The sequence below is a fragment of the Streptomyces thermocarboxydus genome (genome assembly GCF_024760485.1).
GTDB classification, from domain to species: Bacteria; Actinomycetota; Actinomycetes; order Streptomycetales; family Streptomycetaceae; genus Streptomyces; species Streptomyces cellulosae.
In genome coordinates, this window is record NZ_CP058273.1 from 4,481,645 (window position 1) to 4,506,222 (window position 24,578).

The 24,578-nt window shown below is 72.5% G+C and carries 23 protein-coding genes; 11 read left to right on the forward strand and 12 right to left on the reverse strand.

Annotation, left to right across the window (positions count from 1 at the left end; translation table 11 throughout):
- The first annotated feature begins 68 nt into the window (after positions 1 to 68).
- Positions 69 to 806: a SigE family RNA polymerase sigma factor gene (locus tag AY578_RS20775; RefSeq protein ID WP_019527791.1), complete on the forward strand. Its 738-nt coding sequence runs from the start codon at positions 69 to 71 to the stop codon at positions 804 to 806.
- A 244-nt stretch (positions 807 to 1,050) separates the two neighbouring features.
- Positions 1,051 to 1,674, forward strand: a complete 624-nt coding sequence (locus AY578_RS20780; protein WP_258903750.1) for a DUF6518 family protein — start codon at positions 1,051 to 1,053, stop codon at positions 1,672 to 1,674.
- A 23-nt stretch (positions 1,675 to 1,697) separates the two neighbouring features.
- Here the strand turns inward: AY578_RS20780 and AY578_RS20785 are convergent, their stop codons facing one another.
- Positions 1,698 to 2,402, reverse strand: a complete 705-nt coding sequence (locus AY578_RS20785) for a uridine kinase family protein (RefSeq protein WP_168713461.1) — start codon at positions 2,400 to 2,402, stop codon at positions 1,698 to 1,700.
- Positions 2,403 to 2,461: 59 nt separating this feature from the next.
- Here AY578_RS20785 and AY578_RS20790 point away from each other — a divergent pair, with 59 nt between their 5' ends.
- On the forward strand, positions 2,462 to 2,800 hold the full coding sequence (locus AY578_RS20790; RefSeq protein ID WP_168713462.1) for a hypothetical protein: 339 nt from the start codon (positions 2,462 to 2,464) through the stop codon (positions 2,798 to 2,800).
- 84 nt (positions 2,801 to 2,884) lie between these two features.
- On the opposite strand, the gene AY578_RS20795 is transcribed toward AY578_RS20790, so the two are convergent.
- From AY578_RS20795 to deoC, 3 genes are read right to left on the reverse strand one after another with little or no spacing between them, the layout of a single operon-like run.
- Positions 2,885 to 3,799, reverse strand: a complete 915-nt coding sequence (locus AY578_RS20795) for an aldehyde dehydrogenase family protein (protein ID WP_136239166.1) — start codon at positions 3,797 to 3,799, stop codon at positions 2,885 to 2,887.
- Positions 3,792 to 5,228, reverse strand: a complete 1,437-nt coding sequence (locus AY578_RS20800; protein ID WP_258903770.1) for an aldehyde dehydrogenase family protein — start codon at positions 5,226 to 5,228, stop codon at positions 3,792 to 3,794. The genes AY578_RS20795 and AY578_RS20800 overlap by 8 nt, the downstream gene beginning before the upstream one ends.
- Positions 5,229 to 5,233: 5 nt before the next feature.
- Complete coding sequence (deoC, locus tag AY578_RS20805) at positions 5,234 to 6,187, reverse strand: deoxyribose-phosphate aldolase (RefSeq protein ID WP_019527785.1); 954 nt, start codon at positions 6,185 to 6,187, stop codon at positions 5,234 to 5,236.
- A 148-nt stretch (positions 6,188 to 6,335) separates the two neighbouring features.
- On the opposite strand from deoC, the gene AY578_RS20810 reads away from it, so the two are divergent.
- The gene (locus tag AY578_RS20810; RefSeq protein ID WP_019527784.1) at positions 6,336 to 7,070 is read left to right on the forward strand and encodes a PH domain-containing protein; all 735 of its coding nucleotides are present in this window, start codon (positions 6,336 to 6,338) and stop codon (positions 7,068 to 7,070) included.
- Positions 7,071 to 7,170: 100 nt separating this feature from the next.
- On the opposite strand, the gene AY578_RS20815 is transcribed toward AY578_RS20810, so the two are convergent.
- The 3 genes from AY578_RS20815 to AY578_RS20825 all read right to left on the reverse strand — a co-directional run bounded on the left by AY578_RS20815 (position 7,171) and on the right by AY578_RS20825 (position 10,841).
- Positions 7,171 to 8,820 carry a phospho-sugar mutase gene (locus tag AY578_RS20815; RefSeq protein ID WP_258903773.1) on the reverse strand — a complete coding sequence of 550 codons (1,650 nt, stop codon included), beginning with the start codon at positions 8,818 to 8,820 and terminating at the stop codon, positions 7,171 to 7,173.
- 677 nt (positions 8,821 to 9,497) lie between these two features.
- Complete coding sequence (locus AY578_RS20820; protein ID WP_019527744.1) at positions 9,498 to 10,322, reverse strand: purine-nucleoside phosphorylase; 825 nt, start codon at positions 10,320 to 10,322, stop codon at positions 9,498 to 9,500.
- A gap of 81 nt (positions 10,323 to 10,403) precedes the next feature.
- Positions 10,404 to 10,841 (reverse strand): gamma-glutamylcyclotransferase family protein, encoded by a 438-nt coding sequence (locus AY578_RS20825; RefSeq protein WP_019527743.1) that lies wholly within the window; start codon positions 10,839 to 10,841, stop codon positions 10,404 to 10,406.
- An 87-nt stretch (positions 10,842 to 10,928) separates the two neighbouring features.
- Here AY578_RS20825 and AY578_RS20830 point away from each other — a divergent pair, with 87 nt between their 5' ends.
- Together AY578_RS20830 and AY578_RS20835 are read left to right on the forward strand one after the other, a co-directional pair.
- Positions 10,929 to 12,377, forward strand: coding sequence for an NAD(P)H-quinone dehydrogenase (locus tag AY578_RS20830; RefSeq protein WP_019527742.1), 1,449 nt, complete (start codon positions 10,929 to 10,931; stop codon positions 12,375 to 12,377).
- 99 nt (positions 12,378 to 12,476) lie between these two features.
- Entirely contained in the window at positions 12,477 to 13,442 is a 966-nt protein-coding gene (locus AY578_RS20835) for a DeoR/GlpR family DNA-binding transcription regulator (RefSeq protein ID WP_078504712.1), read from the forward strand.
- Between the two features lie 64 nt (positions 13,443 to 13,506).
- Here AY578_RS20835 and AY578_RS20840 read toward each other — a convergent pair whose 3' ends face one another.
- A complete protein-coding gene (locus AY578_RS20840; RefSeq protein ID WP_019527740.1) occupies positions 13,507 to 15,279 on the reverse strand; it encodes an acetyl/propionyl/methylcrotonyl-CoA carboxylase subunit alpha in 1,773 nt (590 codons plus the stop codon).
- Positions 15,280 to 15,643: 364 nt separating this feature from the next.
- Between AY578_RS20840 and AY578_RS20845 the strand changes: the two genes are divergently transcribed.
- On the forward strand, positions 15,644 to 16,135 hold the full coding sequence (locus AY578_RS20845; RefSeq protein ID WP_258903794.1) for a hypothetical protein: 492 nt from the start codon (positions 15,644 to 15,646) through the stop codon (positions 16,133 to 16,135).
- Between the two features lie 6 nt (positions 16,136 to 16,141).
- Here the strand turns inward: AY578_RS20845 and AY578_RS20850 are convergent, their stop codons facing one another.
- The 4 genes from AY578_RS20850 to AY578_RS20865 form a co-directional block, all read right to left on the reverse strand.
- Entirely contained in the window at positions 16,142 to 16,762 is a 621-nt protein-coding gene (locus AY578_RS20850; protein WP_258903796.1) for a Maf family protein, read from the reverse strand.
- Between the two features lie 75 nt (positions 16,763 to 16,837).
- On the reverse strand, positions 16,838 to 16,966 hold the full coding sequence (gene mmpB / locus AY578_RS20855; protein ID WP_019527737.1) for a morphogenic membrane protein MmpB: 129 nt from the start codon (positions 16,964 to 16,966) through the stop codon (positions 16,838 to 16,840).
- 128 nt (positions 16,967 to 17,094) lie between these two features.
- Positions 17,095 to 17,307 carry an acyl-CoA carboxylase epsilon subunit gene (locus AY578_RS20860; protein ID WP_019527736.1) on the reverse strand — a complete coding sequence of 71 codons (213 nt, stop codon included), beginning with the start codon at positions 17,305 to 17,307 and terminating at the stop codon, positions 17,095 to 17,097.
- Between the two features lie 9 nt (positions 17,308 to 17,316).
- Positions 17,317 to 18,906, reverse strand: coding sequence for an acyl-CoA carboxylase subunit beta (locus tag AY578_RS20865; protein ID WP_019527735.1), 1,590 nt, complete (start codon positions 18,904 to 18,906; stop codon positions 17,317 to 17,319).
- A 111-nt stretch (positions 18,907 to 19,017) separates the two neighbouring features.
- On the opposite strand from AY578_RS20865, the gene AY578_RS20870 reads away from it, so the two are divergent.
- The 4 genes from AY578_RS20870 to AY578_RS20885 all read left to right on the forward strand — a co-directional run bounded on the left by AY578_RS20870 (position 19,018) and on the right by AY578_RS20885 (position 24,550).
- Positions 19,018 to 19,950: a biotin--[acetyl-CoA-carboxylase] ligase gene (locus AY578_RS20870; protein ID WP_161232873.1), complete on the forward strand. Its 933-nt coding sequence runs from the start codon at positions 19,018 to 19,020 to the stop codon at positions 19,948 to 19,950.
- Positions 19,951 to 20,711: 761 nt separating this feature from the next.
- A complete protein-coding gene (locus tag AY578_RS20875) occupies positions 20,712 to 21,827 on the forward strand; it encodes an adenylate/guanylate cyclase domain-containing protein (protein ID WP_028959632.1) in 1,116 nt (371 codons plus the stop codon).
- A 727-nt stretch (positions 21,828 to 22,554) separates the two neighbouring features.
- Positions 22,555 to 23,355, forward strand: coding sequence for an enoyl-CoA hydratase/isomerase family protein (locus AY578_RS20880; RefSeq protein WP_028959633.1), 801 nt, complete (start codon positions 22,555 to 22,557; stop codon positions 23,353 to 23,355).
- A gap of 43 nt (positions 23,356 to 23,398) precedes the next feature.
- Entirely contained in the window at positions 23,399 to 24,550 is a 1,152-nt protein-coding gene (locus AY578_RS20885; protein WP_019525987.1) for a GGDEF domain-containing protein, read from the forward strand.
- Positions 24,551 to 24,578 lie beyond the last annotated feature (28 nt).

Sequence of the window (24,578 nt, forward strand, 5' to 3'; positions counted from 1 at the left end):
GCGGCAAGCTTTTCGGCACAGCACAACCGCAGGCGAGAACACCGGAAGTCCACGACGGGGGGCGCGAGATGAACACGCTGCACGGCACCAGCACCAGCGCAGTTGTCACGCGTCTGCACGACGTGCACCGGGGTTCCGAGAAGTCCGGCGCCGCGGGCATGCGGGGGTGCGCTCGCGGCGCCGGGCGTCAGCACACCGCGATCATGGCGGTGGTTGACGCGTCCACGGGGGACACCGACGGGGGAACCGCGTACAGGGAGGAACCGGGGGAGCGCCGCTCGGTGAGCGAGGCGGAGTTCACCGCCTACGTCCAGGAGCGCCGCGCCTCCCTGTATGCCACCGCCTACCACCTGACCGGCGACCGCTTCGAGGCCGAGGACCTGCTGCAGAGCGCGCTGTTCTCGACCTACCGGGCGTGGGACCGGATCAGCGACAAGGCGGCGGTCGGCGGCTACCTGCGCCGCACCATGACCAACCTGCACATCAGCGCGTGGCGCCGCCGCAAGCTGAACGAGTACCCGACCGAGGAGCTGCCGGAGACGGCCGGCGACACGGACGCGATGCGCGGCACCGAGCTGCGCGCGGTCCTGTGGCAGGCGCTGGCCCGGCTGCCCGAACTCCAGCGCACCATGCTGGTCCTGCGCTACTACGAGGGCCGCACGGACCCGGAGATCGCGGACATCCTCAACATCAGTGTCGGCACGGTGAAGTCGAGCATCTGGCGGTCGCTCCGCCGGCTGCGCGAGGACGAGGTCCTCAGCTTCGGCCGTGACGAGGAGAACGCCTTCGGGGAGCTTGTCGCCTGAGGGTGGGGGAACGGGGGAGCCGCAAGGACGTCGGGGGGCGTCCGCGCGGTGAACGGGGATCGGGGGATCCGGGGGAACACGGGGAAACACGGGGGGAGCACGGGGGAACAAGGAGGGGGAGCACCACGGGGGGTGCGGAAACGGCGGGACTGCGCGGGGCCGGGGGGCCCGTCACGCGGTCCCGCTTTTTCGTTCGCCGACCCACTACACACTCTGCGTATACGTCGAGTGTAGAGTGCGGTCCATGACGACCGTGACCGCGTCCCGCAGAGACACGCCCGCCGTCGCCCTCGCCGCGGTGACGGCCTTCGGGCTGCTGCTCGGCTGGGCGACGTACACCCTCCACGGCACGACGCCGCTGCTGGAGCGGGCCACCAACTCGGTGTCCACCTGGATCGTCTGGACCGCCCTGGCCGGTGCGCTCGTCCGCACCCGGTGGCTCGCCGTGTGGAGCGGCGGCGTGATGATGCTCGCCACCTGCGCCGGCTACTACCTCACCGCCGGGGTCGGCGACACCCTCGGGACCGCCGTCGTCTGGTCCGCGGCCGGAGTCGCGGGCGGCCCGCTGCTCGGCTGGGGCGGCTGGACCGTACGGCACGGGCAGGGCGACCGGCGGGCGGTGGCGGGCGCGGCTGTGACGATGGTCGTGCTGGGGGAGGGCCTCTGGCTGGGGGTGAAGCTCCACTACTGGGGCGAGGCGACGGTGTTCCTCGCCGTCGGCGCGCTCCTCACCGCCGGTCTGAGCGCGTACCTCGCGCGCGCCGGGGTGCGCCGGTGGTGGCTGTGCGCCGTGCTCGCGCCCGTGTTCGCCGGCGCGTTCTACCTGGCCGAGTTCTTCGTCCTGGACCGGCTGATCGGCGCGTTCTGACGGACCCTACGGCCGCCGGGCCGTCAGGGCGTCGTCGTCGGCGCGGGCCGTCCGGCGACCGCCGCCGAGGCCAGGCGGCTCAGCGCCTCGTCGCGGTCGCAGGCGTACGCGCCCAGCGCCGTCTGACGGGCGATGATCGAGCGCTCCAGACGCATCAGCCGCCAGCCGCGCCGCAGCAGGAACGGCACCGACTTACGGCCCTCCTTGAGATCCCGCAGGAACCGGCGCCGGAACGTCCGCACCGGACCGCGGCTCAGGCACAGCGCGTCGGCCAGCAGCCCCAGCTCGCGGCAGCGGTCCACGAGTTCCGCGGCGAACACGCCCTCGGCGATGAACAACGGCGTCCCGCCGATGCCCACGGTCGTCTCACCGGTACGGGCGCTCAGCGAGATGTCGTACACCGGGACCGGCGTCGTGCGCGTCCTGCACAGCCGCTCGATCGCGGCGACCGCGGCGTCCGCGTCCCACGAGGCGGGGTCGTCCCAGTCGATGTCGGAGGTGCCCGCCACCAGCGGCAGCGTCGGGTCGTCGCCCTCCTTGTAGAAGTCGTCGAGGCGCAGCACCGGAAGGCCGGAGCGGGCCGAGACGAGGGACTTGCCGGAGCCGGAGGGGCCGCAGAGCAGCACGACTCGCGCGGATATGGGCGACTGGGAACTCACAGGACACCAGTGTGAGGCATCGCGCGGGTGGCGTACGACCCGGCGGACCGACTTTGAAGCACGCGTCACATCTCCACTACGCTGCGCGTCCGACGGTTGACCCTGCGAAGTCAAGAGGTGGCACAGCGATGGCCCGACACAAGGCACCCAGGACGCCCGTCGTCCGGCGCTCCATGGCCGTACTCGCGACGGCGGGAGCGGCGCTCGGCGTCGCGGCGGCGGCAGCCTCCGCGGCGGAGGCGCAGGTGCTGCCCGACGACGCCGGCCAGGTCGTCGGGACGGTCGCGGACCTCAAGCCCAACCCGCTCGCCGGCACGGGCGTGGACCCGCTCGACAACGGCCTCGGCACCCAGGTCGCCGACTTCCGCGGGGTGGAGTCGCGCGAGGTGACCGGGCCGGTGGCCCAGGCGGAGTCGGTCGGCTCCATCCCCGGGGTCGCCGCGGTGACCGACACGCTGAGGCGCTGAGGGCGGGCACGACACGGCGGAGCGCCGGCCCCTCCCGGACGGAGGAGGGGCACGGCGCTCCCGTCGTGAGGCCCTGTGTGCGGCTCAGTAGGAGGAGCCGGACGCGCCCAGCGAACCCGTGGGGTGCCAGACCGTCTTGGTCTCCAGGAAGGCAGTCAAACGGTCCGTGCCGGGCGCGGCCGCCCAGTCGTCCACAGGCTGTGGACGCAGAACGCGCTTCAGGTTGTCCGCGGCCGCGATCTCCAGCTCCTTCGCCAGTACCTCGTCGGCGCCCGCGAGGTCGATCGCGTTGACGTCCTGGTGCGCGGCGAGAGGCGCGGCGATCTCCGCCGTACGGCCGGAGAGGATGTTGACCACACCGCCGGGCAGGTCGGACGTGGCCAGCACCTCGCCGAGGGACAGCGCGGGCAGCGGAGCCTTCTCGGACGCGATGACGACCGCCGTGTTGCCCGTCGCGATGACGGGGGCGACCACGGAGACCAGGCCCAGGAACGACGACTCCTGCGGGGCCAGCACGGCGACCACGCCGGTCGGCTCCGGGGAGGACAGGTTGAAGAACGGGCCCGCGACCGGATTGCCGCCGCCCACCACCTGGGCGATCTTGTCGGTCCACCCGGCGTACCAGACCCAGCGGTCGATCGCCGCGTCCACCTGCGCCGCCGCCTTGGAACGCGACAGGCCTTCGGCCTCGCCGACCTCCCGCACGTACTGGTCCCGGCGGCCCTCCAGCATCTCCGCGATCCGGTACAGGATCTGGCCGCGGTTGTACGCCGTCGCGCCGGACCAGCCGCCGAACGCCTTGCGGGCCGCGACCACCGCGTCGCGGGCGTCCTTGCGGGACGACTGCGGTGCGTTGGCCAGCCACTTGCCCTTGGCGTCAGTCACCTCGTACACCCGGCCGCTCTCGGAACGCGGGAACTTCCCGCCGACGTACAGCTTGTAGGTCTTGAAGACGGAGAGGCGCTCGTTCTTCTCGGTCTTCTCGTTCTTCTCAGACATCGAGGTACGCCTCCAGGCCGTGGCGGCCGCCCTCGCGGCCGAAGCCCGACTCCTTGTAACCGCCGAACGGCGAGGTCGGGTCGAACTTGTTGAACGTGTTGGACCAGATCACGCCCGCGCGCAGCTTGCCTGCGACGGCCAGGATGCGCGAGCCCTTCTCGGTCCAGATGCCCGCCGACAGGCCGTACGGCGTGTTGTTGGCCTTGGCGACCGCCTCGTCCGGCGTGCGGAACGTGAGGACGGACAGGACCGGGCCGAAGATCTCGTCGCGGGCGATCGTGTGCGCCTGGGTGACGTTCGTGAACAGCGTCGGGGCGAACCAGTAGCCGTTCTCCGGGAGTTCGCAGGCCGGGGACCAGCGCTCGGCGCCCTCCGCCTCGCCCTGCTCGGCCAGTGCGGTGATCCGCGCCAGCTGCTCCGCGGAGTTGATCGCGCCGATGTCGGTGTTCTTGTCCAGCGGGTCGCCGAGGCGCAGCGTGGACAGCCGGCGCTTCAGGGAGTCCAGCAGCTCGTCGTGGATCGACTCCTGCACCAGCAGACGCGAGCCCGCGCAGCAGACCTGGCCCTGGTTGAAGAAGATGCCGTTGACGATGCCCTCGACCGCCTGGTCGATCGGCGCGTCGTCGAAGACGATGTTGGCGCCCTTGCCGCCCAGCTCGAGCGTCAGCTTCTTGCGGGTGCCCGCGACCGTGCGCGCGATCTCCTTGCCGACGGCGGTCGAGCCGGTGAAGGCGACCTTGTTCACGTCGGGGTGGGCGACCAGCGCGGCTCCGGCGCGGCCGTCACCGGTGACGATGTTGACGACGCCCTTCGGCAGACCCGCCTGACGGCAGATGTCCGCGAAGAACAGCGCGGAGAGCGGGGTCGTCTCGGCGGGCTTCAGCACCACCGTGTTGCCCGTCGCGAGCGCCGGGGCGATCTTCCACGCCAGCATCAGCAGCGGGAAGTTCCAGGGGATGACCTGGCCGGCCACGCCGAGCGGGCGCGGGTTCGCGCCGTAGCCGGCGTGCTCGAGCTTGTCGGCCCAGCCCGCGTAGTAGAAGAAGTGCGCGGCGACCAGCGGGAGGTCCGCGTCGCGGGTCTCCCGGATCGGCTTGCCGTTGTCCAGCGTCTCCAGGACGGCCAGCTCACGGCTGCGCTCCTGGATGATGCGGGCGATGCGGAAGAGGTACTTCGCGCGCTCCGGGCCCGGCAGCGCGGACCACTTCTCGAACGCCTTGCGGGCCGCCCGCACCGCGCGGTCGACGTCCTCCTCGGACGCCTCGGCGACCTCGGAGAGCACCTCCTCGGAGGAGGGGGAGACGGTCTTGAAGACCTTGCCGCCGGCCGCCTCGGTGAACTCGCCGTCGATGAAGAGGCCGTAGGACGGGGCGATGTCGACGACCGAGCGGGACTCGGGCGCCGGGGCGTAGTCGAAAACAGGTGCCATGGTGATCAGTCCACCGTCACGTAGTCGGGGCCGGAGTAGCGGCCGGTGGCCAGCTTCTGACGCTGCAGCAGCAGGTCGTTCAGCAGCGAGGAGGCGCCGAAGCGGAACCAGTGGTTGTCCAGCCAGTCCTCGCCCGCGGTCTCGTTGACCAGGACCAGGAACTTGATCGCGTCCTTGCTGGTGCGGATGCCGCCGGCCGGCTTCACGCCGACCTGGATCCCGGTCTGCGCACGGAAGTCGCGCACCGCCTCCAGCATCAGCAGGGTGTTCGCCGGGGTCGCGTTGACGGCGACCTTGCCGGTCGAGGTCTTGATGAAGTCGGCCCCGGCCAGCATGCCGAGCCAGCTCGCCCGGCGGATGTTGTCGTACGTCGACAGCTCGCCCGTCTCGAAGATGACCTTCAGGCGGGCGTCCGTCCCGCAGGCCTCCTTCACGGCGGTGATCTCGTCGTACACCTTCATGTAGTTCCCCGCGAGGAACGCGCCGCGGTCGATGACCATGTCGATCTCGTCGGCACCGGCGGCGACGGCCTCACGGACGTCCGCCAGCTTCACGGAGATCGGGGCGCGGCCGGCCGGGAAGGCGGTGGCGACGGAGGCGACCTTGACGGTCGAACCGGCGACGGCCTCCTTCGCCGTGGCCACCATGTCGGGGTAGACGCAGACCGCGGCCGTGGGGGGCGCCGAGCGGTCGGTCGGGTCGGGGCGGACCGCCTTCGCGCCGAGCGCCCGGACCTTGCCCGGGGTGTCCGCGCCTTCCAGCGTCGTCAGGTCGACCATCGAGATGGCGAGGTCGATGGCGAACGCCTTCGCGGTCGTCTTGATCGAGCGGGTGCCGAGGGAGGCGGCACGCGCCTCCAGGCCGACCGCGTCGACGCCGGGCAGCCCGTGGAGGAAACGGCGCAGCGTGCTGTCGGACGCGGTGACGTCGCTCAGAGCGTGGGGTGCAGTGGTGGGCATGGTCACCAGACGAGCATATCTACGCGCGTAGCGGCTGTACAGCCCCGGATCGGATCCGGGGCCGCGGGTTTCCAGGGGGAGACGGTGCGAGCTGGGGCTGGGTGAGCGGCCTTCGGGCCGGGGACGGGGGTCGTGCAGAATCGGGGGCATGACGACCCCCGACCCGTCGCGCGAGCCGGAGCCCACGAAGCCCGCCGGAACCGCGACGACCCCGTACAAGGACCGCGTCTACCGCTCGCCCGCAGGCGTCGTCGGTGGCGTGCTGGTGCTCGCCGTCATCGCCTGGCTCGGCATCGACGCGGTCGTCGTGGGCGAGGGCCGCACGCCCTGGCTCGCCCTCGCCACCATGCTCTTCCTCGTGCCGCTGGTGTTCGCCTACACCCTGCGGCCCGCCGTCTTCGTCAACGACGACCGGCTGCGCATCCGCAACCCGCTGCGGACGATCGTGCTGCCGTGGGGGCAGGTCGCCTCGCTGCGGTCCGGGTTCTCCAACGAGGTCGTCGACGACTCCGGCACCAAGTACCAGCTGTGGGCGCTGCCCGTCTCCGTTCGCGCCCGCAGCAAGGCGGCGCGGCAGGAGGCGCGGGCGGCCCGTGCGGCTGCCCGCGCCGGGCAGGGTGAGGCGGGGCGCGGTCGTGGAGCCGCTGGTGCCTCCGGAGGCGTGGTGGGCGCCGCCGACCTGGGTGCTGGTGCCGCCGCCGCGGCGGGCGGGCCGCGCCGGGCCGAGACGGACCAGGCCATGGACGAGCTGCGAGAGCTGCACGAGCGGCGGCAGCAGGAGGCCGGGGCGCAGGGGGAGGCCGGCGTGAAGTGGGCCTACGAGATCATCGCGCCCGCGGTGGCGGGCGCTGTGCTGCTGGGTGTGCTGTGGGGGCTGGGCTGAGGGTCCGGCCGTGAGAGCGGTGGGGGCGGCCCGGTTTCGGGCCGCCCCCGTTCGGTTCGGTTTCGGGCCGCCCCCGTTCGGTTCGGTTTTCTGGACGCCCTCAGATGCCCGCGGCTTCGGAGAGGTCCTGCTTGATGGCGGTGAGGAGGGTCGTCGCCTTGGTGCGGGCCTCGGGGAGGTTCTCCTTGGTGGCGACCGGGATCACCACCTCCAGGTAGCACTTCAGCTTCGGTTCCGTGCCGCTGGGGCGGACCACGACGCGGGCGCCGTCCAGCGTGTAGCGCAGGCCGTCCGTGGGCGGGAGCTTGTCCGTGCCCTTGCTGAGGTCCTCGGCCTTCGTGATGCGCAGGCCCGCCAGCTCGGTCGGGGGCTGCTCGCGCAGCCGGCGCATCGCGGCGGCGATCAGACCGAGGTCCTTCACGCGCACGCTGAGCTGGTCCGTGGCGTGCAGGCCGTGCTCCACGGCGAGGTCGTCGAGGAGGTCGAGGAGCGTGCGGTTCTCGGACTTGAGCTCGGACGCCAGTTCCGTGAGGAGGAGGGCCGCCGTGATGCCGTCCTTGTCGCGTACGCCGTCCGGGTCCACGCAGTAGCCGAGGGCCTCCTCGTAGCCGTAGCGCAGGCCCTCGACGCGGGCGATCCACTTGAAGCCGGTCAGGGTCTCCTCGTACGGCAGGCCCGCCTTCTCGGCGATACGGCCGAGGAGGGAGGAGGAGACGATCGACTCGGCGAACGTGCCGGTCGCGCCGCGGCGGACCAGGTGGGCGGCGAGGAGGGCGCCGACCTCGTCGCCGCGGAGCATGCGCCAGTCGCCGCCGTCCTTCACGGCGGCGGCGCAGCGGTCGGCGTCCGGGTCGTTGGCGATGACCAGGTCCGGGTTCGTCTCGCGGGCCTTCGCGAAGGCGAGGTCCATCGCGCCGGGCTCCTCCGGGTTGGGGAACGCGACGGTCGGGAAGTCGGGGTCCGGCTCGGCCTGCTCGGTGACGAGGTCGGGGGTGGGGAAGCCCGCGCGGGCGAAGGCGGCGAGGAGGACGTCCTTGCCGACGCCGTGCATGGCCGTGTAGACGGTGCGGGCGGTGCGGGGGGAGTCCTTGGAGAGGACGGCGTCCGTGCGGGTGAGGTAGGCGTCGAGGACGGTGTCGTCGAGGGTCTCCCAGCCGGTGGTGGGGCGGGGGACGTCGTCCAACGACGCCACGGCGTCGATCTCCGCGGCGATCTCCGCGTCCGCCGGGGGGACGATCTGGGAGCCGTCGCCCAGGTACACCTTGTAGCCGTTGTCGCGGGGCGGGTTGTGGCTGGCGGTGACCTCCACGCCGGCGACCGCGCCGAGGTGCCGTATGGCGAAGGCGAGGACGGGGGTGGGGAGGGGGCGGGGGAGGACGGCGGCGCGGAGGCCGGCGCCGGTCATGACGGCGGCGGTGTCCTCGGCGAAGGTCTGTGACTTGTGGCGGGCGTCGTAGCCGATGACGACGAGGCCGGCCGTGTCGTCCCCGTGGGGGGTTCCCTGCTTCTTGAGGTACGCGGCGAGGCCGGCGGCGGCGCGGATGACCACGGAGCGGTTCATGCGGAGGGGGCCGGCGCCGAGTTCGCCGCGGAGGCCGGCGGTGCCGAACTGGAGGGTGCCGGCGAAGCGGGCGGCTAGTTCGGCGTGGTCGCCGGAGTCGATGAGGCGGGCGAGTTCGTCGCGGGTGTCCGGGTCGGGGTCCTCGGCGAGCCATGCCTGGGCCTGTGCGATGAGCGCGTCGTTCTCCACGGTCGGTCGGCCTCTCTCGGTGGTCGTGTTGTCAGGTTCGCATGGGGGCGGGGCTGGGGTCGGCTTCGTGCCCTGCCCGGTGGGGGTGGGGGCGCGTGCCTGCGACGCCCGGTGGGGCTGGGGTCGCGTGCCTGCGACACCCGGTGGGGCTGGGGCGGGTGCCTGCGGCGCGGGTTCCGCCCGGTGGGGCTGGGGAAGCGCGCTGTGCGTCCCGTCGGTGGGGGTTGCGGTGTGACGCCTGCGGCGCATCCACCTGTCCGGTGGGGGCGGGTGTAGCGCCTACGGGCGGTGGGTGGTGCGGGGCCGCGGTGGGGGCGGTCGTCCTCGGTCTGGCGCGAGAGTGCGTGTTTGTACGTGCAGGGCGCGGACGCGCCAGCCGCTGCGGGCGCCCACCCCCACCCCGTCCCCTCCCCGCCGCGAGCGGCTACACCGACACCGGTGGCGCGGGCACGCGCCCCGCCATCCGCGGGCGCGCGGCAGGCGGGCGGCGGCCGCCAGTGTCGCCGACCGCGGGCAGTCGTGCCGCCGGGGCGGCACGGGTGGGCGCGGCGGCACCCTGCTGGCGCCAGGTGCGCCGACACCCCCTGGCCCGCACCGACGCCGGTGCCTGCTCACCCCGGGGCGCCAGCTCCCGTAGATGCACCCCGGGTGTCGTGCAGCCCCGCTGCAAGAGGGGGTTACAGGCGGCCCAACACCTGTGTGAGCAGCGCGCCCATGCGCGTCGCGCTGTCCCGGCCCGCCTGGAGCACCTCCTCGTGGTTCAACGGCTCGCCCGTCATACCGGCGGCGAGGTTGGTCACCAGGGAGATGCCCAGAACCTCCGCGCCCGCCTCGCGCGCGGCGATCGCCTCCAGGACCGTGGACATCCCCACAAGGTCCGCCCCGATCACCCGGGCCATACGGATCTCCGCGGGCGTCTCGTAGTGCGGGCCGGGGAACTGGGCGTAGACGCCTTCCTCGAGGGACGGGTCGATCTCCTTGCACAGCGCGCGCAGACGCGGCGAGTAGAGGTCCGTGAGGTCGACGAAGTTCGCGCCGACGATCGGCGACGTCGCCGTCAGGTTGATGTGGTCGCTGATCAGGACCGGCTGGCCCGGGCGCATGCCCTCGCGCAGGCCCCCGCAGCCGTTGGTCAGCACGATCGTCTTCGCGCCCGCCGCGACCGCGGTGCGGACCCCGTGCGCCACCGCGGCGACACCGCGGCCCTCGTAGTAGTGGGTGCGGCCCAGGAAGACCAGGGCACGCTTCGCCCCGATGCGGTAGGAGCGGATCTTGCCTCCGTGGCCCTCGACCGCCGGCGGCGGGAAGCCGGGCAGCTCGGTGACCGGGTGCTCGGCCTCGGGGGTACCGAGCGCGTCCGCGGCCGGGGCCCACCCGGAGCCCATCACGAGGGCGACGTCGTGGGTCTCGGCGCCTGTGAGTTCGCGCAGGCGGGCTGCGGCGGCGTCGGCTGCGGCGTACGGGTCGCCCTGGATGTCGTCCGGAAGAAGAGAAGCGTTCACGTCGACGAGGGTAGCCGCAATTCGCCTACGCGCGTAGATGTGGGAGGTGACGGGATGGCGATCGTTGTCGTGTCGTTTCCGTCAGCAGGGGCGCTTGCGGAGCTCCATCACATAGTCGTGGGGCGCCCCGGCGGACTCCGCCGCGTCGGCGATCTCGCCCAGGTAGCGGGCCGAGGGCAGGCCGCCCTCGTAGGAGTTGAGGACGTACGTCCACGCGTGTTCCTCGCCGTCCAGGGTGTGGACGCGGACGCGGGTGCGGCGGTAGATGTCCAGGCCCGTGCCCTCCCAGCGGTCCAGGGACTCCTCGTCCATGGGCGCGATGTCGTAGAGGGAGACGAAGACCTGCGAGATCGGGTCCTCGACGAGGGTGGCGAGTGCGCCTTCCCAGCCCATGTGCTCGCCCCCGAACGTCAGCCGCCAGCCGTTGAGCCAGCCGGTGGCCCGCAGCGGGGAGTGCGGGGCGCGGCGCGACATCAGCCGGGCGTCGAGGTTGCCGGCGTAAGCGGCGTAGAGCGACATGGGGGAAGGGTACGGCAGGGGGTGCCGGGACGGTCGTGGCTCCGGGGAAGCACCCCCGGGCGGTCGCACGGTGAAGTGTGCGGGACAATGGAGTACGTGACTCGGATCGTGATCATCGGTGGCGGACCCGGCGGATACGAAGCGGCGCTGGTCGCCGCGCAGCTCGGCGCGGAGGTGACCGTCGTCGACTGCGACGGCCTGGGCGGTGCGTCGGTGCTGACCGACTGCGTCCCGTCCAAGACCCTGATCGCCACGGCCGAGGTGATGACCACCTTCGACTCCTCCTACGAGGAGCTGGGGATCATCGTCGCCGACGACACCCCGCCCCTGGAGCAGGCCGCCCGGGTGGTCGGCGTCGACCTGGGCAAGGTCAACCGGCGTGTGAAGCGGCTCGCTCTGGCGCAGTCGCATGACATCACTGCGTCCGTGACGCGCGCCGGCGCGCGTGTCATGCGCGGGCGTGGGCGGCTCGAGGGGATGCAGGCGCTCGACGGGTCGCGCAAGGTCGTGGTCACCGCTGCGGACGGGGCCGAGGAGACGCTCACCGCCGATGCCGTTCTGATCGCCACCGGTGGGCATCCTCGTGAGCTGCCCGACGCCCGGCCCGACGGTGAGCGGATTCTCAACTGGACCCAGGTGTACGACCTCGACGAGCTGCCCGAGGAGCTCATCGTCGTCGGTTCCGGTGTCACGGGTGCCGAGTTCGCCGGCGCCTACCAGGCGCTCGGGTCGCGGGTCACGCTGGTGTCCTCCCGTGACCGCGTGCTGCCGGGTGAGGACCCGGACGCCGCCGCCGTGCTGGAGGACGTCTTCCGGCGGCGCGGCATGAACGTCATGGCACGGTCGCGCGCCCAGTCCGCCAAGCGGGTCGGCGACCGCGTCGAGGTCACGCTGGCCGACGGGCGGGTCATCACCGGTTCGCACTGTCTGATGGCCGTCGGCGCCATCCCCAACTCCGAGGGCATGGGCCTGGAGGAGGCCGGCGTGCGGCTGCGCGACTCCGGGCACATCTGGACCGACAAGGTCTCGCGCACCACCGCTCCGGGCGTCTACGCCGCCGGTGACGTCACGGGTGTGTTCGCGCTGGCCTCGGTGGCCGCCATGCAGGGGCGGATCGCCATGTACCACTTCCTCGGTGACGCGGTCGCGCCGCTGAATCTGAAGACCGTCTCCTCGAACGTCTTCACCGACCCTGAGATCGCCACCGTCGGGTACTCCCAGGCCGACGTGGACAGCGGGAAGATCGACGCCCGTGTCGTGAAGCTGCCGCTGCTGCGCAACCCGCGCGCCAAGATGCAGGGCATCCGCGACGGCTTCGTCAAGATCTTCTGCCGTCCCGGCACCGGCATCGTCGTCGGCGGTGTCGTCGTCGCGCCGCGCGCCTCGGAACTCATCCACCCCATCTCGATCGCGGTCGACAACAACCTGACCGTCGAACAGATCGCGAACGCCTTCACCGTGTATCCGTCGCTGTCGGGCTCGATCGCCGAGGTTGCGCGGCAGTTGCACACACGCAAGGCGGGCGGCGAGGCCTGACCCGGCCCTATACCACTTGCTGTGGGGCCGTGCGAACAACTTCTGCTATTCAGCGCAAACTGCTGAAACCAGACGGTCGTCGGCGTTACTGTCAGTTTCGTGTTCGCTGCAGAACGTCGCCAATTGATCCTCGAAATGGTGCGAGCGAACGGGGCCGTGTCGCTCCGTGAGCTCGCCCGCGTCGTCCAGACCTCCGAAGTGACCGTACGGCGGGACGTGCGCGCGCTGGAGGCAGAAGGACTCCTCGACCGCCGGCACGGCGGTGCGGTACTGCCGGGCGGTTTCACACGCGAGTCCGGCTTCCCGCAGAAGTCGCATCTCGCCACCGCCGAGAAGACCGCCATCGCCGACCTCGCCGCGAACTTCGTGGAGGAGGGCGAGGCCATCGTGGTCGGCGCGGGCACCACCACGCAGGAGCTGGCCCGCCGGCTGGCCCGGGTGCCCGGGCTGACGGTCGTCACCAACTCCCTGCTGGTCGCCCAGGCGCTCGCCCACGCCAACCGGGTCGAGGTCGTGATGACCGGCGGCACGCTGCGCGGCTCCAACTACGCCCTCGTCGGCAGCGGCGCCGAGCAGTCCCTGCAAGGGCTGCGGGTGTCCCGGGCCTTCCTCTCGGGCAGTGGCCTGACGGCCGAGCGGGGGCTGTCCACGTCCAACATGCTGTCGGCGTCCGTCGACCGGGCGCTGGTGCAGGCCGCCGCCGAGGTGGTGGTCCTCGCCGACCACACCAAGCTCGGCACGGACACCATGTTCCAGACGGTGCCCACGGACCTCATCACCCGTCTGGTCACCGACGAGCCGCCCGCGCACGACGACCGTGCCGCGACCGAGCTCCAGGCCCTCGCCGACCAGGGCGTGCAGATCGCCGTCGCGGGGACGCCGGGGGGAAACGGCAGCGCGGCGGGTGACGGCCCGCCGTCGGCGCGCCAGCGCCGTGACGTCCCGCTGCCCGGCCCGAGGCGGCAGGGCCCCGGACTGCGTACGGCCGTGGCGCTGGGCGCCGCGTCCGACCAGGGCCAGGGCGCCGAGCGGGCCGCCCGGGTGGCGGACATGCGACGGCGCTGAACGGCGTACACGAACGCGCCCGGCACCCCCCGCTCGGGAGGGCGCCGGGCGCTGTACGTGCGCGTCAGTCCTTGATCTCGCAGATCGCGGCGCCGGACGTGACCGAGGCGCCGACCTCCGCGTTCAGTCCCTTGACGGTGCCGGAGCGGTGGGCGTTGATGGGCTGCTCCATCTTCATCGCCTCCAGGACGACGACCAGGTCGCCCTCCTGGACCTCCTGGCCCTCCTCGACCGCGACCTTCACGATCGTGCCCTGCATCGGGGAGGCGAGGGTGTCGCCCGAGGCGGCCGGGCCCGACTTGCGGGCGGCGCGGCGCTTCGGCTTGGCGCCGGCGGCCAGGCCGGTGCGCGCCAGGCTCATGCCGAGCGAGGCCGGGAGGGAGACCTCCAGGCGCTTGCCGCCGACCTCGACGACGACCGTCTCACGGCCCGCCTCCTCCTCCGCGTCCGCGTCCACGGACGAGGCGAAGGGCTTGATGTCGTTGACGAACTCCGTCTCGATCCAGCGGGTGTGGACCGTGAACGGCTCGGAGGAGCCGGTCAGCTCGGGGGCGAACGCCGGGTCCTTGACCACCGCGCGGTGGAACGGGATGGCCGTGGCCATGCCCTCCACCTTGAACTCCTCCAGGGCCCGCGAGGCGCGCTGCAGGGCCTGCTCACGGGTGGCGCCGGTGACGATCAGCTTCGCCAGCAGGGAGTCCCACGCCGGGCCGATGACGCTGCCGGACTCCACGCCCGCGTCCAGGCGCACACCCGGGCCCGACGGCGGGTCGAACGCGGTGACGGTGCCGGGGGCGGGCAGGAAGTTGCGGCCCGGGTCCTCGCCGTTGATGCGGAACTCGAAGGAGTGACCGCGCAGCGGCGGGTCGTCGTAGCCGAGCTCCTCGCCGTCGGCGATGCGGAACATCTCGCGCACCAGGTCGATGCCGGAGACCTCCTCGGTCACCGGGTGCTCCACCTGGAGGCGGGTGTTGACCTCGAGGAAGGAGATCGTGCCGTCCACGCCGACGAGGAACTCCACCGTGCCGGCGCCGACGTAGCCGGCCTCCTTCAGGATGGCCTTGGAGGCGCGGTACAGCTCGGCGTTCTGCTCCTTCGACAGGAACGGCGCCGGGGCCTCCTCGACCAGCTTCTGGTGGCGGCGCTGCAGCGAGCAGTCACGCGTCGACACGACGACCACGTTGCCGTGGCTGTCGGCCAGGCACTGGGTCTCCACGTGACGCGGCTTGTCCAGATACCGCTCGACGAAGCACTCGCCGCGCCCGAAGGCGGCGACCGCCTCACGGACGGCCGAGTCGTACAGCTCGGGGACCTCCTCGAGGGTGCGGGCGACCTTCAGGCCGCGCCCGCCACCGCCGAAGGCGGCCTTGATGGCGATCGGCAGGCCGTGCTCCTCGGCGAACGCGACGACCTCCTCCGCGCCGGACACCGGGTCGGGCGTGCCCGCCACCAGCGGGGCGCCGGCGCGCTGGGCGATGTGCCGGGCGGCGACCTTGTCACCGAGGTCGCGGATGGCCTGCGGCGGCGGGCCGATCCAGATCAGGCCCGCGTCCAGCACGGCCTGGGCGAAGTCGGCGTTCTCCGAGAGGAAGCCGTAGCCGGGGTGGATCGCGTCCGCCCCCGACTCCCGCGCGGCCTTCAGCACCTTGTCCATGTCGAGGTAACTGGTGGCCGGAGTGTCACCGCCCAGGGCGAACGCCTCATCCGCGGCGCGGACATGCAGAGCGTCCCGGTCCGGGTCGGCGTAGACGGCAACGCTCGCGATTCCGGCATCCCGGCAGGCCCGGGCAACGCGGACAGCGATTTCGCCACGGTTGGCGATGAGCACCTTGCGCACGATTGAGGCTCCCTCCTTGAAACAAGCCGAGTTTAGGGACTGCCGACACGGCACTTCGACCCGTCCCCAGTGGTGAGCTTGCCCACACGGAGCGTGATACGAGGCTCGCTCGACCCGCGAAATCCCTTGTCGCACCTCGGTACGCAGGACTCCTCCCGAGAACCCTAGCCCCGTCGTGTGGCCAAGGTCTCTGTGAGAGCGTGCTGCGGCCCACTTCGTTTCTTTGTGGAGTCCCTACGAATGGCCCAATGATTCTTTGCCCGCCGCACGCCCCTTGTACCGAGGTTTACCTCTCAGTAGCCTTCGCCTCGTCCCGAACGTACTCGGGGTAACCAGAGTCGTGCTCGAAAGTGGGTGGGGGCCGGTGGTCCGCAGACCGGTGGCGTGGATCGTCGCGCTCGTGCTGTTCGCCGAGGCGCTGGGCGTACTGGCGGTGAACTGGTTCCTGGGGGTCGTCGTCGACCGGCAGGACATGTCGCTGGCCGGTCTCGACCCGGACATGATGTCGGTGTCGTCGAAGGCCGGCGGGGTCGTCTTCGGGCTCTACTTCGCCGCGTGCGGCCTGGTGGCCCTGCTGGTCGCCCTGCGCGACCGCGCCCCGGCCGGGTTAGGCCGGGTGCTGCTGATCAGCGCCGCGGTCGTGCACGCGCTGCTGGGCGCGTTCGCGTGGGGGCTGATCGGCTGGACGGCGTTCCTCTCCATGGTCGTCGTCCTCGCGCTGATCGTGCTGCTCCTGATGACGTACGACGGGCGGCAGGAGGAGCCCGGCGAGGCCGGTGAGCCCGGCGGGTCCGACGGGCCCGTCGACGCCGGGACGCCGCCGTTCAGTCCTCCTGCGGCGCCCTCGGCTCCCTGACGGCCGTCAGCTCTTCTGCGGCGCCCACAGCTCCGTGATGCCCACGCCCAGCTCGGCGAGCAGGCGCCGTACGAGCGGCAGGCTGATGCCGATCACGTTGCCGTGGTCGCCGTCGATGCCGTCGATGAACGGCGCCGAACGGCCGTCCAGGGTGAACGCCCCCGCCACGTGCAGCGGTTCGCCGGAGGCCACGTAGGCCGCGATCTCCTCGTCCGAGGGTTCGCCGAAACGGACCACCGTGGAGGCGGTGGCGGAGGCGTAGCGGCTGCTGAGGGTGTCGTAGACGCAGTGGCCCGTCTGCAGCGTGCCCGCGCGGCCCCGCATCGCCTTCCAGCGCGCGGTGGCCTCCTCGGCGTCCTCCGGCTTGCCCAGGGCCTGGCCGTCCAGATCCAGCACCGAGTCGCAGCCGATCACCAGCGCGCCCTTCACCTCGGGCTTCGCGGCCACCACGGACGCCTTCGCCTCGGCCAGGGCCAGCGCCAGCTCGGCGGGGGTGGGGGCGGAGACGGCGTCCTCGTCGACGCCGCTGACGATCACCTCGGGGGTCAGCCCGGCCTGGCGGAGCAGTCCGAGCCGGGCGGGGGACTGGGAGGCGAGCACGAGACGGCGGCGCGGCTGATCTGTCATGCGGTCAGCGTATCGGCGTCGCCCGTCCGGCTCATCCCGCATCACGGGAGGCCCGTGCCGGGCGGGAGGCGCGGCTCACCGCAGGCCGATCACCACCATGGCGACCACCATCGCCAGAGCCATGAGAACGCCCAGCCGCCGCAGCATCTCCTGCGTGTCGCGCAGTTCCTTCGGCGGCTTGTTCTCGGGGTCGGACCACAGCATTCCTCCAGCGTGCGGCGGAGGTGGCGGGGGGCGCCTGAGTACGCGTACTCAACTTGGCGCCGGACGCCCGTACGCGTGCGAACGGGCCGCACGCGGTGCGTACGGCCCGTTCAGGACGCGGTGGGGCTTCAGCCGCCCGGCCAGTACGTCCGTGACCACGACGCCGGGCCCGGCTGGGGCACACGGCGCGCGGCGATGCGGGACGGGTCGGACCAGGCGTCGGGGATCGTGGGCGCGCCGGACGGCTGCGCGGCCGCCGCCGCGGCGCGCGCCCTGACCACCGCCAGTGCGGCGGCCAGCTCCTCCGGGGTCGGGTTGCCCCGTACGACCTTGATCGTCACAGCGGCTCCTTACAGGGGGATGTTGCCGTGCTTCTTCGGGGGCAGGCTCTCGCGCTTGGTCCGCAGCTGGCGCAGACCGCGCACGATGTGGCGGCGGGTGTCGGACGGCATGATCACCGCGTCGACGTAACCCCGCTCGGCGGCGACGTAGGGGTTGAGGAGCGCGTCCTCGTACTCCTGCATCAGCCGCGCGCGGGTCGCCTCCGGATCGTCCGACTCGGCGATGGTGCGGCGGTGCAGGATGTTGACGGCGCCCTGCGCGCCCATCACCGCGATCTGGGCCGTCGGCCAGGCCAGGTTGAGGTCGGCGCCCAGGTGCTTGGAGCCCATGACGTCGTACGCGCCGCCGAACGCCTTGCGGGTGATCACCGTGATCAGCGGGACGGTGGCCTCCGCGTAGGCGTAGATCAGCTTCGCGCCGCGGCGGATGATGCCGTCGTGCTCCTGGTCCACGCCGGGCAGGAAGCCGGGGACGTCGACGAAGGTCAGCACCGGGATGTTGAAGGCGTCGCAGGTCCGCACGAAGCGGGCCGCCTTCTCCGACGCGGTGATGTCCAGGCAGCCGGCGAACTGCATCGGCTGGTTCGCCACGATGCCGACGGGACGGCCCTCGACACGGCCGTACCCCGTGAGGATGTTCGGCGCGAACAGGGGCTGCGTCTCGAAGAACTCCGCGTCGTCCAGGACGTGCTCGATGACCGTGTGCATGTCGTACGGCTGGTTCGCCGAGTCCGGCACGATCGTGTCGAGTTCGCGGTCCTCGTCGGTGACCTCGAGGTCGGCCTCCTCGGGGAAGGCCGGGGGCTCCGAGAGGTTGTTGGACGGCAGGTACGAGAGCAGCTGCTTGACGTACTCGATCGCGTCCTTCTCGTCGCCCGCCATGTGGTGCGCCACGCCCGACGTCGAGTTGTGGGTGCGGGCGCCGCCCAGCTCCTCGAAGCCGACGTCCTCGCCGGTGACCGTCTTGATGACGTCCGGGCCGGTGATGAACATGTGGCTGGTCTGGTCGACCATGACCGTGAAGTCGGTGATCGCGGGGGAGTAGACCGCGCCGCCCGCACAGGGGCCCACGACCAGGCTGATCTGCGGGATCACGCCGGAGGCGTGGGTGTTGCGGCGGAAGATCTCCCCGTACGCGCCGAGGGAGGCCACGCCCTCCTGGATGCGGGCGCCGCCGGAGTCGTTGATGCCGATGACCGGGCAGCCGGTCTTCAGCGCGAAGTCCATGACCTTCACGATCTTCTGGCCGTAGACCTCGCCGAGGGCGCCGCCGAAGACGGTGAAATCCTGGGAGAAGACGGCGACGGGGCGGCCGTCGACCGTGCCGTAGCCGGTGACGACGCCGTCGCCGTACGGGCGGTTGGCGTCGAGGCCGAAGTTGGTGGAGCGGTGCCGGGCGAACTCGTCCAGTTCGACGAAGCTTCCCTCGTCGAGCAGGAGGTCGATCCGCTCACGGGCCGTCAGCTTGCCCTTGGCGTGCTGCTTTTCGACGGCACGTGCGGAGCCGGCGTGCGTCGCCTCTTCGATACGACGCTGGAGATCCGCGAGCTTGCCCGCGGTGGTGTGGATGTCAGGCTGCTGCTCTTCCGGCTCGGACATCGGGATGCGGCTCCCTGCCTGCTCAAAAGGGGGGGACGGTTACTCATCCGTAGCGTAGTGGGGGGCTGAGTGTTCGGCAGTGCGGTGTTTCCCACACCTAGTGTGGGTTGCATGACACCCCGAGATGACTCCGAGTCCCCTGAGCCGCGTCGTAGCCGGTGGTCCGACCTTGACCGGCCTCCCTTGAACGCCGCTGCGTTGCGGCGGGCGCTGGTGCGGCAGGGGGGTTTGTGGCGGGAGGTGGACGTGGTGCAGCGGACCGGGTCCACGAACTCCGATCTTGTCGCTCGGTCGGCGGGGTCGGCGGGGTCGGCGAGGTCGGCGAGGTCGGCGGGGTCGGCGGGGCGCGGTGGCCGGTTGGAGGAGGGGGTTGTGCTCGTCGCGGAGGAGCAGAGCGCCGCTCGGGGGCGGCTGGACCGGAAGTGGGTGGCTCCGGCTCGGTCGGGGTTGTTCTTCTCCGTGTCGCTGCGGCCTGGGGATGCGGGGGTGCCGATGGAGCGGTGGGGGTGGCTGCCGTTGCTGACGGGGGTTGCGGTGGCTGCGGGGCTGGCGCGGGCCGGCGGGGTGGATACGGCGTTGAAGTGGCCGAACGATGTACTGGTGACCGTGGGGGGAGAGGAGCGGAAGGCCGGGGGGATTCTGGCGGAGGCCGCTGGTGACGGGGGTGTCGTGGTGGGGGTCGGCGTGAACGTCAGCCTGCGGGCTGAGGAACTGCCTGTGCCTACGGCGGGGTCGCTGGCGTTGGCGGGGGCTGTGAGCACCGATCGGGATCCGCTGCTGCGGGCGGTGCTGCGGGGGCTGGAGGACTGGTACGGGCGCTGGCGGGCGGCGGAGGGGGACGCGGGGGCGTGCGGGCTGCAGGAGGCGTACGCGGCGGGGTGCGCGACGCTGGGGCGGCGCGTACGGGCGGAGCTGCCGGGGGAGCGGGCGCTGGTGGGGGAGGCGGTCGCGGTGGACGGCGACGGACGGCTGGTGCTGGCGACGGAGGCGGGGGTGCAGGAACCGGTGGGGGCGGGGGACATCGTGCATCTGCGGGCGGGGTGAGGTGGTGGTCGCCGGTGGGCGGAGTTCTGCCGGTGGGGGTTGCGGTCTGACGCCTGCGGCGCATCCACCTGTCCGGTGGGGGCGGGTGTAGCGCCTACGGGTGGTGGGGGGTGCGGGGCCGCGGTGGGGGCGGTCGTCCTCGGTCTGGCGCGAGAGTGCGAGCTTGTACGTGAACGGGGCGGACGCGCCAGCCGCTGCGGGCGCCCACCCCCACCCCGTCCCCTCCCCGCCGCGAGCGGCTACACCGACACCGGGGGCGGGGCCCCCGCCAACTGCGGGCATTCGTGCCGCTGGGGCGATGGGGGTACCTCCCGCTCGAGCGAAGCCGAGAGTGGGGGAGGGTGGGCGCGGCGGCACCCTGCAGGCGCCAGGTGCGCCGACACCCCCCGGCCCACACCCACGCCGGGTGCCTAAGAAGCTCCGGGGTGTGCAGCAGCCCGCCCGACGTCCCGGCTCCGGGTACGGATGAAGCTCCAGGGTGTGCAGCACCCCACCCGCCGCCCCAGCTCCGGGTGCCGACGAAGCTCCGGGGTGTGCAGCGCCCCACCCCACCCGCGCCGGGCGCATACGTAGGCGCCGGGTGTGCAACACCCAGCCCTGTCCCACAGCCGTGGCCGAAAACGCACCCCCCGCCCGTAAGCAAAGGCACGCACCCCCCACCTCCCCCACGGCCCAACCTGACGGAGTGAGCTACCGCACACCTGCCGTAGAGTTGAGCCCGGTCGAGACATGGCCGTGACAGATCGGAAGGGCAGCAACGCGTGAGCGTCGACGACTCGGGTTCCGGTGCGGACGCGCAGGGCGACGGCGAGGATCCGCTTGCTCTGCGCCTCGAGCAGCTCATTCTGGGCGCCGAGCGCCGTTACACGCCGTTCCAGGCGGCCCGCAGCGCCGGCGTCACGATGGAGCTCGCCACCCGCTTCTGGCGTGCCATGGGCTTCGCCGACGTGGGTCAGGCGAAGGCCCTGACGGAGGCGGACGTCCTCGCCCTGCGCCGCCTCGCGGGTCTGGTGGAGGCCGGCCTGCTGAGCGAGGCCATGGCCGTCCAGGTCGCCCGGTCCACCGGCCAGACCACCGCGCGTTTGGCCGAATGGCAGATCGACTCCTTCCTCGAAGGGCTGACGGAGCCGCCCGAGCCCGGCATGACCCGTACCGAGGTCACGTATCCGATCGTCGAGCTGCTCCTGCCCGAGCTGGAGGAGTTCCTCGTGTACGTGTGGCGGCGGCAGCTCGCCGCCTCGGCCGGGCGGGTGGTGCAGGAGGCCGACGACGAGGAGATGGTGGACCGGCGGCTCGCTGTCGCCTTCGCCGACCTCGTGGGCTTCACCCGCCTCACCCGGCGGATGGAGGAGGAGGAGCTCGGCGAGCTGGTCGAGGCCTTCGAGACGACCGCCGCCGACCTGGTCGCCGCGCGTGGCGGGCGGCTCATCAAGACCCTCGGCGACGAGGTGCTGTACGCCGCCGACGACGCCGGGACCGCCGCCGAGATCGCCCTGCGGTTGATAGAGACCATGGCGAACGACGAGACGATGCCGGAACTGCGCGTCGGCATGGCCTTCGGCACCGTCACCACCCGGATGGGCGATGTCTTCGGCACAACCGTGAATCTCGCCTCCCGGCTGACCTCCATAGCCCCCCGCGACGCGGTGCTCGTCGACGCCGACTTCGCCCAGGAGCTCATCCGCACCGGTGACGCGCCGGCCAGTGAGGCCGCCGCAGCCGAGGCGGCCGCCGCGGCGGAGAAGGAGGGTGAGGAGCCGCCCCAGTACCGCTTCGCGCTGCAGCCGATGTATCAGCGGCCCGTCCGTGGTCTCGGCGTGGTCGAGCCCTGGCTGCTGTCCCGGAGGACTCCCCCGGAGGAGGCCCCCGCCGACTGACCGTCGGCGTGGCCTTCAGCCGCCCAGGCAGATGTTCAGCAGCGGGAGGCAGAGGCCGCGGTCGTCGTCCTCGTCCTTGCTCTCGTCGCCGGGCGGCGGGGGCGGGGGTGGAGGCGTCGTGGCCGGCGGAGGTGGTGTCGGCGGCTGCTCCGGCGGGGGTTCGGATGCCTGTGACGTCTCGGGTGCGGGCGGGGGCGTCACCGTGCGGGTGCTCGCTGGTGCCGATGGCGTCTGTGGCGGTGCCGACTGCTGTGTGAGCGGCTCCTGCGCCTTCCCGCCCTGCGCTTTCGGTGACGTCGGGTTCGGGTTCGGACGCGGGGCCTGCGGGGGTGTCGTGCCCCCGGGGGGATCCGCTTCCCCCGGTGTGGTGGCGGCGCCGCTCCTCTCCGGCGAGGGGAGGGCGGCCGCCCTCGTGTCCCGTGGTGGGGCGTCCGGAGTCGACAGGTGGATCAGCGTCGCCGCGCCCGCCGTCAGGGTCAGGGCGCCCGCGGCCAGGAGGGCCCGGCGGCGACGGGTTTTTCGGTGGCGTCCTCGGGGGACGGTGCGCGTCTCGTCCGGTGTCATGGTGTGTCTCCCCCCTGCGGTGTGCGCACGGTACGCGCCGGGGGCTGTGTGGCTCAGGCGAGTCGGTCGTATGTCACTCGAACGGGTGGACCCTTTTCCTCGGCGGCTCCCGGCTGCCATGATCGGGGCGAGCCAAGTTAACCCGCGTTAACCGGAGGGTGTCATGAGTGAGGAACGGTTCGGGGAGTTCGTGCTGGTGCGGCGGCACGAGCGGGGGCATGTCGCGGAGCTCGTCCTCGACCGGCCGAAGGCCATGAACGCGGTGTCGACCGAGATGGCCCGTTCCGTCGCCGGCGCCTGTGCGGCGCTGGGCGAGGACCGTGACGTACGGGCGGTGGTGCTGACCTCGTCGCACGAGCGGGCGTTCTGCGTGGGGGCCGATCTGAAGGAGCGGAACTCGTTCAGCGATGCGGATCTGGTGCGGCAGCGGCCTGTGGCGCGGGCCGCCTATACCGGGGTGTTGCAGCTGCCTGTGCCCGCCATTGCCGCTGTGCACGGGTTCGCCTTGGGCGGTGGGTGCGAGCTCGCTCTGTCGTGCGACGTGATCGTGGCCGACCGTACGGCCGTGATGGGGCTGCCCGAGGTGTCCGTCGGGGTCATCCCGGGCGGCGGTGGTACGCAGCTGCTGCCCCGGCGGGTCGGGTCGGCTCGGGCCGCCGAGCTCATCTTCACCGCGCGTCGGGTCGAGGCCGAGGAGGCCCGGGAGATCGGGCTCGTGGATGAGCTGGTGGAGGAAGGGCGGGATCGGGAGGCGGCGCTCGCCATGGCCTCGCGGATCGCCGGCAACTCCCCTGTGGGGCTGCGGGCCGCCAAGCGGGCGCTGCGGCTCGGCCACGGGCTCGATCTGCCGGCCGGGCTCGAGGTCGAGGACGCCGCCTGGCGGTCCGTGGCGTTCTCCGGGGACCGGGCCGAGGGTGTGGCCGCCTTCAACGAGAAGCGGCGGCCGGAATGGCCGGGCGAGTGACCTCGATGTCTCGATAAGCGGAAAATCTCCCTAATCTGGGGGAATGGGTGAGGAGAGCCGGCTGGCGGCCGTGGTGGCGCTGGCTCAGGGCATGGCCGCCGCGCACAGTTCGCGGGAGGCGTGGCGGGCCGCCGCCGGCGGGGCCCGCCGGGCCCTCGGCGGGAGTTTCGCCGCGCTGTCGGTGTGGGAGCGGGAGCTCGGACGGCTGCGGGTGCTGGTGAACGTCGGCGAGCTCGCCGAGGGGGAGGAGGAGTTCCCCGAGGACGAGTCGTACCCGGTGCACCAGTTCGCCGAGATCACCGAGTTCCTGCACGAGCAGTGGGCCGGCGGGGGTGAGCCCGACGCCTGGGTGGAGACCGCGCAGGGCCCCGAGGAGGGGCGCGCCGGGTACTGCCATCAGCGGGTCGCGGCGCTGCGGCGGCGCGGGCGCGGCTGCTGCGTGGTCGCGCCGATCGTGCTGCACGGGCGGGCCTGGGGCGAGCTGTACGTGGCCCGGCCCGTCGGCGAGCCCGTGTTCGGGCGGGCGGACGCCGACTTCGCGACCGTGCTGGCCGCCGTGGTGGCTGCGGGGATCGCGCAGACCGAGCGGCTGGAGGAGGCGCGGCGGCTGGCCTTCACGGACTCGCTGACGGGGCTCGCCAACCGGCGGGCCGTGGACACCCGGCTGGACGAGGCGGTCGAGCTGCACCGGCGCGACGGGGCCGTCGTCAGCCTGGTGGTGTGCGACGTCAACGGACTGAAGCGGGTCAACGACACCCTCGGGCACTCCGTGGGGGACCGGCTGCTGGAGCGGTTCGGGACCGTGCTGTCGCTGTGCGGCGCGCGGCTGCCGGGCGCGCTGGCGGCGCGGCTCGGCGGGGACGAGTTCTGCTTGCTGGCGGTGGGGCCGCCCGCCGACGAGGTGGTGAAGGCGGCCGACGAGGTGTGCCGGCGGGCCGTGGAGCTGGGCATCGGCGACGGTGTCGCGTGCGGGGTGGCGTCCACGGAGGATCCGATCGGGCCGGTGCGCTCGGCGCGGCGGCTGTTCCGGCTGGCCGACGCGGCGCAGTACCGGGCCAAGGCCGAGCGGGCCGCGCACCCCGTGGTGGCCGGGCGGGAGGGGCCGGACGACCCCGTGGTCCGGCTCGCGGACGAACCCTCGCGGGAGGCCGACGGGGAGCGGCGCCGGTTCCGCGGGCGGCACGCGCCCGGGTAAGGGGCGCGGCCCGGGTCCGGTGGTGACA